This window comes from Niveibacterium terrae, from assembly GCF_048213115.1.
Taxonomy (GTDB): Bacteria; Pseudomonadota; Gammaproteobacteria; order Burkholderiales; family Rhodocyclaceae; genus Niveibacterium; species Niveibacterium terrae.
In genome coordinates this window covers 2,729,031-2,742,276 of the sequence record NZ_CP172404.1, presented here as the reverse complement: position 1 = coordinate 2,742,276, position 13,246 = coordinate 2,729,031, and the positions used below count along the sequence as shown (strand labels likewise).

14 protein-coding genes are annotated in these 13,246 nt (G+C 67.1%); 1 reads left to right on the top strand and 13 read right to left on the bottom strand.

The genetic code is table 11. The features are described 5' to 3' along the window. Nucleotides 1-67: 67 nt before the first annotated feature. The 3 genes from tilS to ACHFB9_RS12635 form a co-directional block, all read right to left on the bottom strand. Nucleotides 68-1,354, bottom strand: coding sequence for a tRNA lysidine(34) synthetase TilS (gene tilS, locus ACHFB9_RS12645; RefSeq protein ID WP_417067575.1), 1,287 nt, complete (start codon nucleotides 1,352-1,354; stop codon nucleotides 68-70). After that, nucleotides 1,323-2,291 (bottom strand): acetyl-CoA carboxylase carboxyltransferase subunit alpha, encoded by a 969-nt coding sequence (locus ACHFB9_RS12640; RefSeq protein WP_417067574.1) that lies wholly within the window; start codon nucleotides 2,289-2,291, stop codon nucleotides 1,323-1,325. Before ACHFB9_RS12640 ends, tilS begins: the two co-directional genes overlap by 32 nt. 75 nt (nucleotides 2,292-2,366) lie before the next feature. Further along, nucleotides 2,367-3,863 (bottom strand): hypothetical protein, encoded by a 1,497-nt coding sequence (locus tag ACHFB9_RS12635; protein ID WP_417067573.1) that lies wholly within the window; start codon nucleotides 3,861-3,863, stop codon nucleotides 2,367-2,369. Nucleotides 3,864-3,982: 119 nt separating this feature from the next. Between ACHFB9_RS12635 and ACHFB9_RS12630 the strand changes: the two genes are divergently transcribed. Continuing rightward, nucleotides 3,983-4,777: a thymidylate synthase gene (locus ACHFB9_RS12630; protein ID WP_417067572.1), complete on the top strand. Its 795-nt coding sequence runs from the start codon at nucleotides 3,983-3,985 to the stop codon at nucleotides 4,775-4,777. A gap of 7 nt (nucleotides 4,778-4,784) precedes the next feature. Here the strand turns inward: ACHFB9_RS12630 and ACHFB9_RS12625 are convergent, their stop codons facing one another. The 10 genes from ACHFB9_RS12625 to ACHFB9_RS12580 are packed head-to-tail and all read right to left on the bottom strand — an operon-like array spanning nucleotide 4,785 to nucleotide 13,238. After that, nucleotides 4,785-5,285 (bottom strand): type II secretion system protein, encoded by a 501-nt coding sequence (locus ACHFB9_RS12625; protein ID WP_417067570.1) that lies wholly within the window; start codon nucleotides 5,283-5,285, stop codon nucleotides 4,785-4,787. 8 nt (nucleotides 5,286-5,293) lie between these two features. Continuing rightward, nucleotides 5,294-5,677, bottom strand: coding sequence for a type II secretion system protein (locus ACHFB9_RS12620; protein ID WP_417067569.1), 384 nt, complete (start codon nucleotides 5,675-5,677; stop codon nucleotides 5,294-5,296). Continuing rightward, nucleotides 5,671-6,153, bottom strand: a complete 483-nt coding sequence (locus ACHFB9_RS12615) for a type II secretion system protein (RefSeq protein WP_417067567.1) — start codon at nucleotides 6,151-6,153, stop codon at nucleotides 5,671-5,673. The genes ACHFB9_RS12620 and ACHFB9_RS12615 overlap by 7 nt, the downstream gene beginning before the upstream one ends. After that, nucleotides 6,140-8,032: a secretin N-terminal domain-containing protein gene (locus ACHFB9_RS12610; RefSeq protein ID WP_417067565.1), complete on the bottom strand. Its 1,893-nt coding sequence runs from the start codon at nucleotides 8,030-8,032 to the stop codon at nucleotides 6,140-6,142. Before ACHFB9_RS12610 ends, ACHFB9_RS12615 begins: the two co-directional genes overlap by 14 nt. Next, nucleotides 8,025-8,546 (bottom strand): hypothetical protein, encoded by a 522-nt coding sequence (locus ACHFB9_RS12605; protein WP_417067563.1) that lies wholly within the window; start codon nucleotides 8,544-8,546, stop codon nucleotides 8,025-8,027. The genes ACHFB9_RS12610 and ACHFB9_RS12605 overlap by 8 nt, the downstream gene beginning before the upstream one ends. Continuing rightward, on the bottom strand, nucleotides 8,533-9,096 hold the full coding sequence (locus ACHFB9_RS12600; RefSeq protein WP_417067562.1) for a hypothetical protein: 564 nt from the start codon (nucleotides 9,094-9,096) through the stop codon (nucleotides 8,533-8,535). The genes ACHFB9_RS12605 and ACHFB9_RS12600 overlap by 14 nt, the downstream gene beginning before the upstream one ends. After that, on the bottom strand, nucleotides 9,084-9,599 hold the full coding sequence (locus tag ACHFB9_RS12595) for a hypothetical protein (RefSeq protein WP_417067561.1): 516 nt from the start codon (nucleotides 9,597-9,599) through the stop codon (nucleotides 9,084-9,086). The genes ACHFB9_RS12600 and ACHFB9_RS12595 overlap by 13 nt, the downstream gene beginning before the upstream one ends. Further along, the gene (locus ACHFB9_RS12590; RefSeq protein ID WP_417067560.1) at nucleotides 9,596-10,393 is read right to left on the bottom strand and encodes a hypothetical protein; all 798 of its coding nucleotides are present in this window, start codon (nucleotides 10,391-10,393) and stop codon (nucleotides 9,596-9,598) included. Before ACHFB9_RS12590 ends, ACHFB9_RS12595 begins: the two co-directional genes overlap by 4 nt. Beyond that, nucleotides 10,390-12,063, bottom strand: coding sequence for a GspE/PulE family protein (locus tag ACHFB9_RS12585; protein ID WP_417067559.1), 1,674 nt, complete (start codon nucleotides 12,061-12,063; stop codon nucleotides 10,390-10,392). Before ACHFB9_RS12585 ends, ACHFB9_RS12590 begins: the two co-directional genes overlap by 4 nt. After that, nucleotides 12,060-13,238: a type II secretion system F family protein gene (locus tag ACHFB9_RS12580; protein ID WP_417067558.1), complete on the bottom strand. Its 1,179-nt coding sequence runs from the start codon at nucleotides 13,236-13,238 to the stop codon at nucleotides 12,060-12,062. Before ACHFB9_RS12580 ends, ACHFB9_RS12585 begins: the two co-directional genes overlap by 4 nt. Nucleotides 13,239-13,246: the final 8 nt, after the last annotated feature.

Here is a 13,246-nt window from a genome sequence, read left to right as displayed (position 1 = left end):
CCGAATTGAATCGGCCACTTCCGCGAGGGGCGATCCGCGTCTATCCGCGCAATCCGTGGCGAAGCTTTTAAAAGAAGCGCTCGGGTAGCTCGATCCGGCAGGGCGGTGCGGCGAGGCTGGCGTCGAAGAACGGGCCCCAGCCGATCGCGCGCCCCTGCTGCCAGATCACCGGGATCAGCTCCCGCCACCACGGCGGGATGCCGGCTTCGCGGGCCAAGCGCTTGAGGTCGCGGGCCGGACGGCGCGCGTCGGGGCGGATCTTCTCGCCGCCGGAGCGTGCGCGCAGCACGAGCGGGCCGGCCTTCGAATCGGTCGGGATCAGATGGGCGACGCCCCAGCTGAGCGGCGCAGCGAGATCCCATTCGCCGTCAGCGCCGGGCTCGGGGAGGGCCGATGCCTCGATCCAGACCTGGTCGTCTTCTACACACAGCGCCCACAGCGGGAAGCGGATTCGCCGCGGCGCGGCGCTCGCCGCGAGCTGGCGCATCAGCTCGTGGAGCTGACTCGCATCGGGCGCGGGCAGGTCGCGGCAAGCGAGGCGATGGCGGAGCAGGTTGGCGAGCCGTGCCGGCGAGAGCGCCTTGAGTGCCGCGAGCGATGCGCAGCGGCCGACGCGGACCCGGGCGAGATCCTCTTCGGCGAGCTCTTCGAGCAGGCTCTGAGCCTCATTGAAGTGAGTCGCGGCGCGGGCCAGCGCCGCTTCGGCGCCCGGGAAGCGGGCCTTGAGCGGTGCGAGGATTTCGTGGCGGATGAAGTTGCGGCTGAAGCGCAGGTCGGTGTTGCTCGGATCTTCGATCCAGCGCAGTCCATGTGCTCTGGCCCAGGTTTCGAGTTCAGCGCGCGGCTCGCTGAGGAGCGGGCGCAGCAGCGGCGCGCCGCGGCAGTCGAGCTCGCGCATCGCCGCCGCTCCGGCGACGCCTGCGCCGCGGCTCAGTCGGTGAAGCAGGGTTTCGGCCTGGTCGGCGCGGTGGTGTGCGAGCGCGATCCAGTCCGCGCCCTGAGCGCGCAGTGCTTCGTGGCGGGCGGTGCGGGCTGCGGCTTCGAGGCCTTGCGGGTTTGCCCTGTCGACATCGACCGCAACGCAGCGCAAGGGCACGCCCAGCTCGGCGCAGACGCTGCGGCAGTGTTCGGGCCAGGCGAGTGCTGCGTTCTGCAGGCCGTGAGCGACGTGGATCGCGTCGACGGTGATGCCCAAGCGCGGCGCGAGCATCGCCATCAGGTGGAGCAGCACGGTCGAGTCGAGACCGCCGCTGAAGGCGACTGCGAGGCGCTGGCCGGGAAGCAGGAGCGGGGCGAGCCGCTCGGCGACCCGCTGAGCGAGATCAGGCGAGAGCCTGCTCCTTGAAGCGGCCATAGCTCATCAGACGTTCAAAGCGGCGGGCGAGCAGGTCGGCTTCGGTGAGGCTTGATGCCTGGCGCAGCGCATCGGTCAGCGCACGCTTCAGGGTTTGGGCCATCGCCTTGTGATCGCTGTGCGCGCCACCGATCGGTTCGTTGACGATCTTGTCGATCAGGCCCAGGGATTTGAGCCTGGCCGCGGTGATTGCCATCGTTTCGGCTGCTTCGGGTGCCTTTTCTGCGCTCTTCCACAGGATCGACGCGCAGCCTTCGGGCGAGATCACCGAGTAGGTCGAGTACTGCAGCATCAGCTGGGAGTCGCCCACCGCGATTGCCAATGCGCCGCCCGAGCCGCCCTCGCCGATGATCGTGCAGATCAGCGGGACCTTGAGTTCGGCCATCACATAGAGGTTGCGACCGATCGCTTCGGACTGTCCGCGCTCCTCGGCACCGATGCCCGGATACGCGCCCGGAGTGTCGACGAAGGTGAAGATCGGCATGCCGAACTTCTCGGCGAGGCGCATCAGCCGCTCGGCCTTGCGATAGCCCTCGGGCCGGGGCATGCCGAAGTTGCGGAGGATCTTCTCCTTGGTGTCGCGACCTTTCTGGTGGCCGATCACCATGCAGGGCTGGCCATTGAAGCGGGCCAGGCCCCCGACGATCGCCTTGTCGTCGGCGAAGCCGCGATCGCCGTGCAGCTCTTCAAAATCGGTGAAGAGGTGCTCGACATAGTCGAGCGTGTAGGGGCGCTGCGGATGGCGGGCGACCTGGGCGATCTGCCAAGGCGTGAGCTTGCTGTAGATGTCTTTGGTCAGTGCCTGACGCTTGACTTCCAGACGTGCGATCTCCTCCGAGATGTCCACGGCTGAATCGTCCTGCACATAACGGAGTTCTTCGATCTTGCTTTCGAGTTCCGCGATGGCTTGCTCGAAATCTAGGGCTGTGATCTTCATTCCGAACCGCTGGTTGAAGGGTGAGCGATTGTACCCGATCGCGGCGAAGCCGGCGTCACCGAGTTTGCTGCCTCATCAGTGTTCGCCTTGGTCTTCGGTTCCGGCGCCGACCACATAGCTGCGGATCTCGTAATCCAGCCCGCGTTCGACGAGGGCGGGCGAGCCAAGCTTGATCGTTCTGGAGCCGGCGATCAGGAAGAGCGGCGCTTCGCTGCGGAACACCGCGATCGGTAGCGCCAGTCGGACTTTTCCGCCCTGGTGCAACGGGTCGAGCAGTAGCACCCGGGTCTGCCGGACGCCGTCATCGGCGCGCGCCGAGAGCGGACGCCAGCTCAGAAGTTCTATGCCGATCCGGGTCGTCCCGCTCTTCTGTCGGCTCAGGCGTCTGAGCACGCCGACGATCCAGTGATCTCCTTCCTCGGAGTGCAGTCCGAGCATCGTCCCGACCAGCAGGTTGGCGGCCTCGGTGCTCGGGACTTCGGCTCCGACGCCCTGCATGCTCGCGTCGATCTGGTCCCAGAGCGCGACCTGCGGACTCACTTCTCCGCCCAGCTGGTCGGTCAGCGCTTCGACGCCGTTCAGCACGCGGATTTTCCCGGTCAAGGGGTAGCGGCGGTGGCGGCGTACCGGGGCTTGGCCCGACCAGTGACGGATCAGATGGCGAAGCAGAGGGGGGAACCTGAGTGCCGCCCCTTGTCCTTCCAGGCCGATCGCGGTGGGGATCATGCCTTCGCGCATCAGTTTTTCCATCTCGGTCAGCGTCGCGACGGCGCCGCCGCTGCCGAAATAGAGTGCGCCAGAGGGCGGGGTATCGGGGAGTCGGGTCATCGACGCCGGAGCCGTGCCCTGGGCGGGATTTATCCAGAGCAGGGCGGTGGAGTTGGGGTGCGGATCCAGCCTCAGCGAGGGCAGAACGTAATGGATCAGCCGCGCGGTCTGATCGATCTGCGCTTCGTCCAGCTCTTCGAGCGCGGCGCTCGCGAGTGCGACGCTGCGCAGGTACTCGGTCTCGAAAGTCGTCTCGGTCGGCCGGTTGATCCGTATCCGGACCGGGCGTTTGCCGACTCCGTGCGCTTCGGCGAGGCGCCAGGCGCGGCCGAGCAACGCCCAGTGGGCCGGCTCGCAGGGGGTGTAGTGCAGCGCGTCGAGTTTCTGCGCGACGCAGCAGACCCGCATCAGGCGCACGACGACTTCGGTCAGCAGCCCGGCGGGGGGTGAAGCCAGCTCTTCGAGTATCTGAAGGAGTTCGGCATAACGCCCGGCGAGCATATCCGCATAGCGGCGCGCGAGGCGCCACAGCGCGTGCCGCCCGAGGTTGCGGGCGAGGCTCGCGGCGACGAAGCTCGCGGTGATCTGGCGCAGATGGGGCTGAACGCACTCGCTGAGGCTGGCGAGAGCGTTCAGGGTGTCGGCGATGCCATCGCTGTCCGTCGGGGGCAGCGTTTCAATCCAGTCCGCGGCTTCGCGCAGACCCGCCTCCGGGGTCATCGCGGTCAGCTCGGTCAGAACCCGCTGCAGATCCCTGTGCTCGGTCAGCACGAGAACGGTTCGGTCAGGGTGAAACTTGGGCATCTCTCGCCTCAGCACAATGCTTGGCAATTCTAACTGCTGGTGGCCGGTTTGCGGCAAGCGCATCAGCGAACGGCATGCCGGTACAATAGGATCTTCGTCGCTATCTTTACGGTTTTTTCATGCAGCAATACCACGATCTGATGCGCCATGTGCTCGAACAAGGCCATCGCAAGGATGACCGGACCGGCACAGGAACGCTGTCGGTCTTCGGCTGGCAGTCCCGATTCGACCTCGCCAAGGGCTTTCCGGTCGTCACGACGAAAAAGCTGCACCTGCGCTCGATCATCCATGAGCTGCTGTGGTTTCTGCGCGGCGACACCAACATCCGCTACCTGAAGGAGAACGGTGTCTCGATCTGGGACGAGTGGGCCGATGAGGCCGGCGAGCTCGGCCCTGTCTATGGCAAGCAGTGGCGGCACTGGACCTGCGCCGACGGCCAGGAGATCGACCAGATCGCCGAGCTCGTCGAAGCACTGAAGAAGAACCCCGATTCGCGCCGCCATCTGGTCAGCGCCTGGAATCCCGGCGAAGTGAAGGACATGGCGTTGCCGCCCTGTCACGCGCTGTTCCAGTTCTACGTCGCCGATGGCCGGCTGTCCTGCCAACTCTACCAGCGCAGCGCGGACATCTTCCTCGGCGTGCCCTTCAACATCGCTTCCTACGCGTTGCTGACGATGATGCTGGCCCAGGTCTGCGGCTATGCGCCCGGAGAGTTCATCCACACGCTCGGGGACGCGCACCTCTACCTGAACCACCTCGATCAGGCGAAGCTGCTGCTCTCGCGCGAGCCGCGACCGCTGCCGACGATGGTCCTGAACCCGGAGGTCAGGGACTTGTTCGCCTTCCGCTTCGAGGATTTCACGCTCGAAGGCTACGACCCCCATCCCGCGATCTCCGCGCCGGTGGCCGTCTGACGCCGTCTCATCGTTGAACCGGGGCCGAGGCCTGCGTCGTGGCCGGCGCCATCGGGTTGTAGCCGAAGACCCATTTTGCATAGCCTCTGGCCTGGAAGGCCGAAGGGTAGGGGCCAGGCATCAGGTGTCCGAGGTGGCGGCGCGGCGTGCCCTTGGCGAGGCTGTATACGCCCATGATGCCTCCGCCGGGGGCTGGGATCGTGCCCCATTCGCGGCGACCGCTCAGCGGATCGGCGTAGAGGCGGCGCAGGAAGCGACGCTTGGCCGGCACGCGGGGATCGAGCAGCAGATCCTCCAGCCGGGAGGGAAAGCGGACTGCACCCTCCGGGGCGAGCCGGTAATAAGCCGCGAAGGCGCGGTTGAATTCGCGACCGATCCCCCCCAGCTCGGCTTCGGCGCTGCGCTGCGCGCTCGTCTCGGCCACCTCCAGAGTCAGCACCGAAGCGAAGCTCATCACCGCGATGAAGATCAGCAGCGCGAGATAGGTGAAGCCGCGGGCGCGTCGCATGGGCCGGATCACAGATCGGAAAACGCGCGGCCGTCGATGCCGGCCCCGGGCGCGGCGCTGTGCAGATCGGCGACGCCGCCGCGCGCCGGTGGGCTCGGTTGGACGAGGATCCAGCCCTGGTCCTTGTCCAGCACGGGGTCGTAGGGGAGTTTCTGCAGATAGCGCTGATCCACCAGTTCGTCCAGCGAATCCGGATAGCGCAGTCGATCGCTGTAGAACTTGCCGATCGCATCGCGGGTGACGCGCAGATTTTCGACCAGTACGCGCTCGCGAGCCCTGTCCATGCTCGCGAAATAGCGCGGCAGTGCGATCGTCAGCAGCAGACTGACGATCGCCAGGACCACCAGCAGTTCGATCAGCGTGAAACCGCTTTTGCGGCGGCGGCTCACCATTGCCGGTAGGGCCGGCCATCGAGGCCGGTCGCCGATGAGGATGAAAAAACGTCGAACACGTCTTCTCCCGGTTGAGGTGAGTCGGGATCGCTCGCGTGGGAGCGCGTCAGCCAGGTCTGCTCCGCGGACAGCGCCGGCTTGTCCGCCATCGGGTCGCGGGGAAGTCGGCGCAGGAAATAGAGCTTGGGTCCCTTGGGCGCGAGCGCATCGGTGACGCCTGCGACCAGCACGGAGAGAGTGGCCGGATAGCCGGAATCGCGGGCGCCGTGTTGGATCCGGCCATCGTCCCAGGCCTGTTTGTAAGCATCGATCGCATCGCGGATCTCGCGCAGGTTGCGGCGCAACTCGGCTTCCTGCGCGCGCTGCACAGCGATCTGGGCGACCGGCAGCGCCAGCGAGGCGAGCAGCGCCAAGATCGCCAGCGTGACCAGCAGTTCGATCAGTGTGAAGCCGCGCCTGCATTCAGTGCGTGCCATTTCCGGGCTTCTCGGTCGCGGTGGGAGGCTGGGCACTCATTTGATCGAGCTGAGCCTGAGGCGTCGGTGGCGGGGGCGGGGGATAGACGTCGGAGGGGGCACCCTCGGTCGCGGTGGTCAGCGAGCGCAGGCTCGCTTCGGTTCCCGACTCGAATTCCTGTAGTTCGGCGCTCGGGCGCAGGGCTGGCCGGACGATGCGCGGGGTGATCGACAGCACGATCTCCGACTGCGTCGAATTGTCGGACTGAGAGCCGAACAGCCGTCCGAGCACCGGCAGATCACCCAGGCCCGGAATGCGGTTGCTGGTGCCGGTCTGCTGATCGTTGATCAGGCCGGCCAGAACCTGGTTCTCGCCATCGTGCAGGCGCAGCAGCGTGCTGGCGCTGCGGGTGCCCAGCTCATAGGTGGTGGTGCCGTCGCTCAGTTTGCTGGTGCTGGTGACGCTGGAGACTTCGAGCGACATCCGGATCGAGACATCGCCATCCGGGGTGATCGTCGGCTCGACGTTGAGCTTCAGGCCCACGTCGAGGTATTGCACCGAGTTCGCCGCGAATCCGGTCGAGGTCGTCGTGGTCGTGACCGTCGGGACCCTCTGCCCGACCATGACCTGGGCCTTCTCGCGGTTGATGACGCGGATGCGGGGGTTGGCCAGGATGCGGACGTCGCCGACGTTGTGGGTGGCCGAGACCGTGACCGGGTCAAGGCTGGCCTTGACCTGGCCGGTGTTCAGATGGAGCAGATCGTGCAGTGTCAGGGTGCCCGCGCTGGAACTGGTGCTGGAACTCGCCAGCGGAGCCAGAGAAACCTGAGCGGGGTATTGCACGCCGAGGTTGAGCAGGCGGGTGCGCTGCACCTCCAGCACTTCGACTTCGAGCATCACTTCAGGCTCGGGGGTGTCGTGCAGCGCGACGATGCGCTCGGCCATCCGGATCGCCTCGGGCGTGTCGCGCAAGATCAGCGCGTTCTGGCGTTCGAGCACGACGACATCGCGGCTCTTCAGTATCGTCCGGATCGTGTTGGCGACCGTCTTCGCGTCGGCATTGTTGAAGGTGAAAGTCTTGACCGACAGCGCCTGATAGCTGTGCGCCTTGGCCGGCGTGTTCGGGTAGATCAGCACGGAGTGCTCGTCGAGCACGCGGCGTTCGAGCTGGTTGGTCGCCAGGGTCAGCGAGAGCGCATCGGCAACGGTGGCGTTGCGCAGGAAGATCGTCGTGCGCTGATCGCCCCGCACGTCGCGGTCGAGGACGAAGTTCAGGCCGGAAGAGCGCGACAGCACTTCGAAGATCTCGCGCAGCTGGGCATCGCGGAATTCGATCGATACGGGTTTGTGCAGAGCGGCCGCCAGCCTCGCTTCGCCGCTGAGCTTCGGGGTGCCGCGCCAGCCCTCGATATTGCGCTGGAGTGCCCGCGCCGCCTCGTTGTCCGGGTTTTCCGTCAGCACCAGGCGCAGCCTGGACTGAGCCGCATCCAGTCCGCCGCGCTTGAGCTCCCCCTCGGCTTCGGCAATGTACTGGGCATGGCGACTGTCGCGGTCCAGCCTGCGCAGCCCATCGAGCGCTCGCGCTTCGTTGTCGGAGATGGCGAGGATCTGCTTGTACAGCGCGGCCGTTTCGCCTGCGCGGCCCGCGCGCAGGGCCGCTTCGGCCTGCTCCAGCCTCAGGCTCACCAGTGCGTCGCGGGTGCGCAGATAGGTGATGCGGTATTCGGCATTGTTGGGCTCGGCGGCGAGCGCTTCGCGGTACTGCTTCAGTGCCGCTTCGTGCTGGCCTTTCTCGAGCAGCGATGAGGCTTCGCGAAAATGCAGGGAGCCCGCACAGGCGGCGAGCGATAGGCAGAGCAGGGCGACCGCGAGAGGGCGAAGCGTGAGAGGCTTAATCATTGAGAGGGGCACCGATCTGCAAGAGCTGCTTTTGATTCATCGGTAGATAGGTCAGCACGAGCGTGGGAGGCGAGATCGCTTCCACTTTGTATTGCTGATCGAGGACATCGCCGCAGTGCACGACCAGCGTGCGGTCGGGTTTCGCGACATAGACTTCCCAGGCCCCGCCTGCGAACTGCTTGCCGATATAGCGAAAGGGCAGAGGCGGCGCGCTCGGCGGTGGGGGGAGCGGCGGAGGCGGAAGTGGTGGCAGGGGTTTGGGTTTGGGCGCGCCGAAGGCATTGGCGTCGGTGGCGGTATAGATGGAACGGGGGGCCAGCTCATCGATGGGCGGCGCGGAGTGGTTCTGGGGCGTCCGAGTCACCGGCGCGGGCGGAGGCGCCGAAGCGGCCGTGACCGGCTTGCTCGGTGCCTCGATCGCATGGGCCGGACCGCTGCGATCCCAGAGGACCAGACCGGCGCTCAGCGCGAAGCCCGCGATCAGCAGGGAGCGACGGTATTTATCGTTCATCATCACCTTTCATCAGCAGCGAGAACTGCAACTGAGCCTCGACGAGCTCCTGACCCGGGTCGTCACGGCTCAGATCGATGCGTTCCAGCGCCAGCCCCGGGTGGCGGGCCATCAGTGCGAAGACATAGTGTTTGATCGCGGGGTAGCTGCCTCTGACAGGAAGGCGTAGGCGCAGGCGACCGAAGCCTCCTGGCCCCGGGGCTTCACCGCGGTATTCGGCACGATCGAGATGGACTCCCGCGGGCGTGGCGCTGTCCCATACGTCGTGGACGATACGGATCCTGTCCTCGGGTTGAGCCAGGACGGCCTCGAAGGCGTGCAGCGGGCTTGCCTGCTTTGGCTCCCGGTGGAGCGCCGGAGGCGGCGGGCGGTGGCCGAGCCAGACTATCCTGCGCTGCTCGACACGGATGGAATCGCTCAGAGGGGGCAGGACGCTGCTCGCCAGCACCGCGGCGAAGCCACCGGCAAGCAGGGCCAGCGCAGCGATCGCGCCGTGACGGGCGAGCAGCAGTTCAAAAGCCAGACGCAGCGGTGCAAACTTCAAGGCTGCCATGTCGCCTCCAGGCTCAGACGCACTCGGCCACCTTGTTCGGCGTCGGTTTTCTGCTGATCCAGCGGCTCAAGCCGGGAAAAATCGCCGGTGGATTCGAGCGCCTGGGCGAACTCATAGAGTGGCTTGTCGTCCAGCGCTTCGGCTTGCAGCTTCAGGCTGCGCTTGTCCGGGTTGGCGGCCAGAGAGAGCAGCCAAACGTTTTCCGGGCGGCTGTCCTCGACCGCCGCCAGCAGCTTCGGCCAGGGCACGTTGAGGCTGGCGATCGCCGAGTTGATCGCCTCGGCGCTCGACTTCGGCAGCGGAGCGGGCGTGGCCCGTCGTTCGCTCGGCGGCACTTCGCCGCGCGCCTGAATCCGTGCCGCCTCCTCGCGCAGCGCGCTCAGAGTCAGCGTCTGCTGCCGCCACTGCCAGACAAGGAGCAGGCAGGCGAGCAGTGCCAGCGCCGCGCTGGCGATTGCGGAGACGCTCCGGTGGGGCGCAAAGTCTATGAGTACCTGACTCATACCGCCGCCTCGCTGCCGAAAGCCCCCGGAGTCCTGATGCGTTGCTGCGGCCCCCCTTCGGTGACTGGGGTTTTCAGGCTCTGAACCGCGGCGGCGCCGTACAGCCAGAGCGTGTCGCCCGGCTCCTCCGGCGGGGCGGGGAAGAGCACTTGCTCGCGGCTCAGGAAAGCCTGCAGGTCGGAGTCCTCGTCGGTCCGCCGTCGGCTGCACACCGCGCGGCAGCGACCGTCTTCGAACAGGCCCAGAGTCAGAGCATCCGCATCGGCGGCGAGCAGCCAATGGCGTCCGCGCCGGCGCTGCCTGGCGCGATCGGCACAGCAGCTGACCCAGTAGGGGCGCAGGCTCAGCAGCGACAGATTCGCCGCGTCCAGCGCGGCGAGCAAATTCTGATGGAAGGCGCGGGGCAGCGCGCAGACCAGATCCTCCCGGTTGAAGAGGCGAGCGTCGGCGCTCAGCATCCAATGCTCGGGGTCTTCGCCGAACAGGCTGCGCAGGCGCAGCTGCATCGCGGCTTCGAGCTCGCTGCGGCGGGCCGTGCCCTGCGGGCGCGTCAGCATGAAATAGCGGCAGAAGGTGTCGGAGAGCACGACCCGCGTGCGCCGCGGAGTTTGCGGCAGGCCCGAGAGTGCCGCAGGGATCGCATTGCCCAGGTCGAGCTCGCTTGAGAGGGGGCTGCTATGACAGGCCACGAGGCGGGGCGGTCGGCCGATGAGACGGGTTTCGAGCAGACGCGCTTCGAGCCTTCCCGGGCTGATGCTCAGCAGCAGATGGCGGGGGATCAAGGGTTTGATCATTGCAAAGTTACCCTCAGGACTTCCTCGATGGTGGTTTCGCCGCGCAGCGCGAGCGCGAGCGCCGCATCGCGCAGCGAGCGGGTGCCTGCGCGGCGGGCCGCTTCCTTGATCCGGACGATCGAAGCCTGTTCGGTGATCAGCTCGCGCAGCGGGTCGGTCATCAGCAGGATTTCGGCGATCGCGCGCCGCCCGCGGTAGCCCGTGCCGCGGCAGTCGCCGCAGCCTCGCCCCAGGACCAGGCGGGCGCCGTCGAGCATCGCGTCGGTGAGCCCCAGGCGTTTTCGTTGCGTCGCATCCGCCTCGATGGCGGTGGCGCAGTTCGGACAGACGGTGCGCAGCAGGCGCTGGGCCCATATGCCGTTGAGCGCGGAGGCCAGCGCGTGAGGATCGACGCCCATGTGGGCAAAGCGGGAGAAGACGTCGAAGACGCTGTTCGCATGGACGGTCGAGAGCACCAGATGGCCGGTCAGTGCCGACTGAACCGCGATCTCGGCGGTCTCGGCATCGCGAATCTCGCCGACCATGATCTTGTCCGGGTCATGGCGCAGGATCGAACGCAGGCCGCGTGCGAAGGAGAGCCCCTTCTTCTCGTTGACCGGGATCTGCAGCACTCCGGCCAGCTCGTATTCGACCGGGTCCTCGATCGTGATGATCTTGTCGCGACCGGTCCAGGTCTCGGAGATCGCGCCGTAGAGCGTCGTGGTCTTGCCGCTGCCGGTCGGCCCGGTGACCAGCAACATGCCATAGGGTTCGTCGGCGAGGCGACGGATGGTCTCGAGGTCGCCGGTTTCAAAGCCGAGCAGATCGAGGGTCAGCCGCCCGCCCGAGGGCACGAGCTGACGCTTGTCGAGGATGCGCAGCACCGCATCCTCTCCGTGGATGCTGGGCATGATCGAGACGCGCAGGTCGGTGCTGCGCCCGGCCACCGTGACGCGGAAGCGCCCATCCTGGGGAACCCGGCGCTCGGCGATGTCGAGCTCGGCCAGCACCTTGATCCGCGAGATGGCCTGTTCGGCGACCGAGTTGTCAGCCACCGAGGTCGCGAGGTCCAGCACGCCGTCGATCCGGTACTTGACCTCCATGCCGCTCGCCGTGGTCTCGAAGTGGATGTCGCTGGCGCCGCTCTTGAGCGCGTCGTACAGCGTCGAGTTGACCAGGCGCACGACCGGGCTGCTGTCCTCGGCGATCGAGACCAGCGAGAGCTCCTCGCCGCTCTGCCCCGCACTCTCGCCGCGGTCCGTATGGCTCATAGTGGCATTGAGCGCCCGCATCTCCGACTCGATCCGCTGCAGCGTGGCCCGGATATCTCCGTCGGTGGCGAGGGCGAGCCGCGCAGCGGGCGCGCGGGCGTGCAGCCAGTCGAGCAGGTCGGCGTCGAAGGGATCGGCGAAGAGCACCCAGCGACACAGCTCGGTGTACAGCGGCAGGCAGCCGTGGTGCAGAGCCTGAGCGAGCGGGATCGCCGAGAAGTCGGGGCTGGAGGACAGGATCTGCGGCGTCTCGAAATAGCGGTAGTGCAGCGAGGCGGCCAGCTGGCGGAGCAGTTCGCGCTCGTCCAGGCCCAGTTTCTCGTGCAGCACGGCGAGAGTGGGGCGCGCCTGGGCGGTGGCTTCCCGGCGCGCCAGGGCGAGCGCTTGCGGATCGAGAGCGAGTTCATTCCTGGCGTTCACTGCAGGCTCCCGGCGAGGTCGAAGATGGGCAGGTAGAGCAGCACGACGATGACGCCGACCGCGACGCCGATCGCGGTCATCAGCAGCGGTTCGAAGAGTTTGGAAAAGCGTTCCAGCCAGCGGGCGAGTTCGCCATCGTGATAGCGCGCGGTGCGCACGAACATCTCGCCGATGCGGCCCGAACCTTCGCCGGCGCGCAGCAGACGCAGCGAAACCGGCGTCGACAGGCCATGGCGCTCGAGCGCGCCGGAGATCGACTCGCCGCGGCGCAGCGCTGCCACCATCGCCCGGAGTCTCGGGCGCATCGGCTCAGGCAAGACCCCCTCGGCGAGATCCAGCGCCGATACGATGGGCATTCCGCCGTTGAGCAGCGTGCCCAGGGTCAGGTAGAGCAGGGAGAGGCGAAAGAGCGCGATGCGCCGGCCGACGCCGGGCACATGGGCGAGCGCAGCCTCGATCCGGCCTTGCCGCCACGCGTGCAGCAGCAGGCTGCCGCCGGTCAGCAGCGTGCCCAGCAGACACAGGCCGGCCAAGCCGCGGTGCCCGGCGATCAGCTCTCCCCAGTCGAGCATGCACTGCGAGAGCCACGGAAGGTTGCGCCCGCTGCCCCGATAGACCGTTGCGAAGCGGGGGACGACGTAGCCGAGCAGGAAGAGGCAGACCGCTCCGCCGACGCTGATCAGGATGGCCGGGTAGATCAACGCGCTGGTGATCTTCGCGCGCAGCGCGTCGAAGCGGCTGCGGTATTCGAGGTAGCGGGACAGCGCGCCGTGCAGGTCGCTGGTCTTTTCCGCGGCGCGGATCAGGCCCGTGTAAAGAGGCGGGAACTGATCCCCGGCCTGTTCGAGCGCGGCCGAGAAGCTGATGCCTTCGCGCAGGCGCGCGACCAGAAAGGCGCAGAGGCGGGCGCGCTCGCCATCGTTCTCGCGGGCGGCCAGCGTGTCGACGGCCTCGACCACTTCGAGCCCAGCGTCGAGTAGCTCGGCCAGTTCCTGCGAGAAGAGCGCGAGCTCGAAAGCGGGGCTGCGACGGGCGAGGTGGCTGCCTAGCGGGCGCACGCTGACCGCTTGCAGCTGGCGGGCCTCGACGATGCGCCGCGCATCCGCCGCATCAAGGGCGTCGACGATCAGGGTGTCGTAGCGGTCGACCGCCAGCGCGCGAACTTCGAACTGCATCTTCGCTT

Coding starts and splice junctions, on each gene's coding strand:
- ACHFB9_RS12580 (WP_417067558.1), bottom strand. CDS start 13,238: ATGCAGTTCGAAGTTCGCGCGCTGGCGGTCGACCGCTACGACACCCTG.
- tilS (WP_417067575.1), bottom strand. CDS start 1,354: ATGGCCGCTTCAAGGAGCAGGCTCTCGCCTGATCTCGCTCAGCGGGTC.
- ACHFB9_RS12640 (WP_417067574.1), bottom strand. CDS start 2,291: ATGAAGATCACAGCCCTAGATTTCGAGCAAGCCATCGCGGAACTCGAA.
- ACHFB9_RS12595 (WP_417067561.1), bottom strand. CDS start 9,599: ATGAGTCAGGTACTCATAGACTTTGCGCCCCACCGGAGCGTCTCCGCA.
- ACHFB9_RS12600 (WP_417067562.1), bottom strand. CDS start 9,096: ATGGCAGCCTTGAAGTTTGCACCGCTGCGTCTGGCTTTTGAACTGCTG.
- ACHFB9_RS12605 (WP_417067563.1), bottom strand. CDS start 8,546: ATGATGAACGATAAATACCGTCGCTCCCTGCTGATCGCGGGCTTCGCG.
- ACHFB9_RS12620 (WP_417067569.1), bottom strand. CDS start 5,677: ATGGTGAGCCGCCGCCGCAAAAGCGGTTTCACGCTGATCGAACTGCTG.
- ACHFB9_RS12610 (WP_417067565.1), bottom strand. CDS start 8,032: ATGATTAAGCCTCTCACGCTTCGCCCTCTCGCGGTCGCCCTGCTCTGC.
- ACHFB9_RS12630 (WP_417067572.1), top strand. CDS start 3,983: ATGCAGCAATACCACGATCTGATGCGCCATGTGCTCGAACAAGGCCAT.
- ACHFB9_RS12635 (WP_417067573.1), bottom strand. CDS start 3,863: ATGCCCAAGTTTCACCCTGACCGAACCGTTCTCGTGCTGACCGAGCAC.
- ACHFB9_RS12590 (WP_417067560.1), bottom strand. CDS start 10,393: ATGATCAAACCCTTGATCCCCCGCCATCTGCTGCTGAGCATCAGCCCG.
- ACHFB9_RS12625 (WP_417067570.1), bottom strand. CDS start 5,285: ATGCGACGCGCCCGCGGCTTCACCTATCTCGCGCTGCTGATCTTCATC.
- ACHFB9_RS12615 (WP_417067567.1), bottom strand. CDS start 6,153: ATGGCACGCACTGAATGCAGGCGCGGCTTCACACTGATCGAACTGCTG.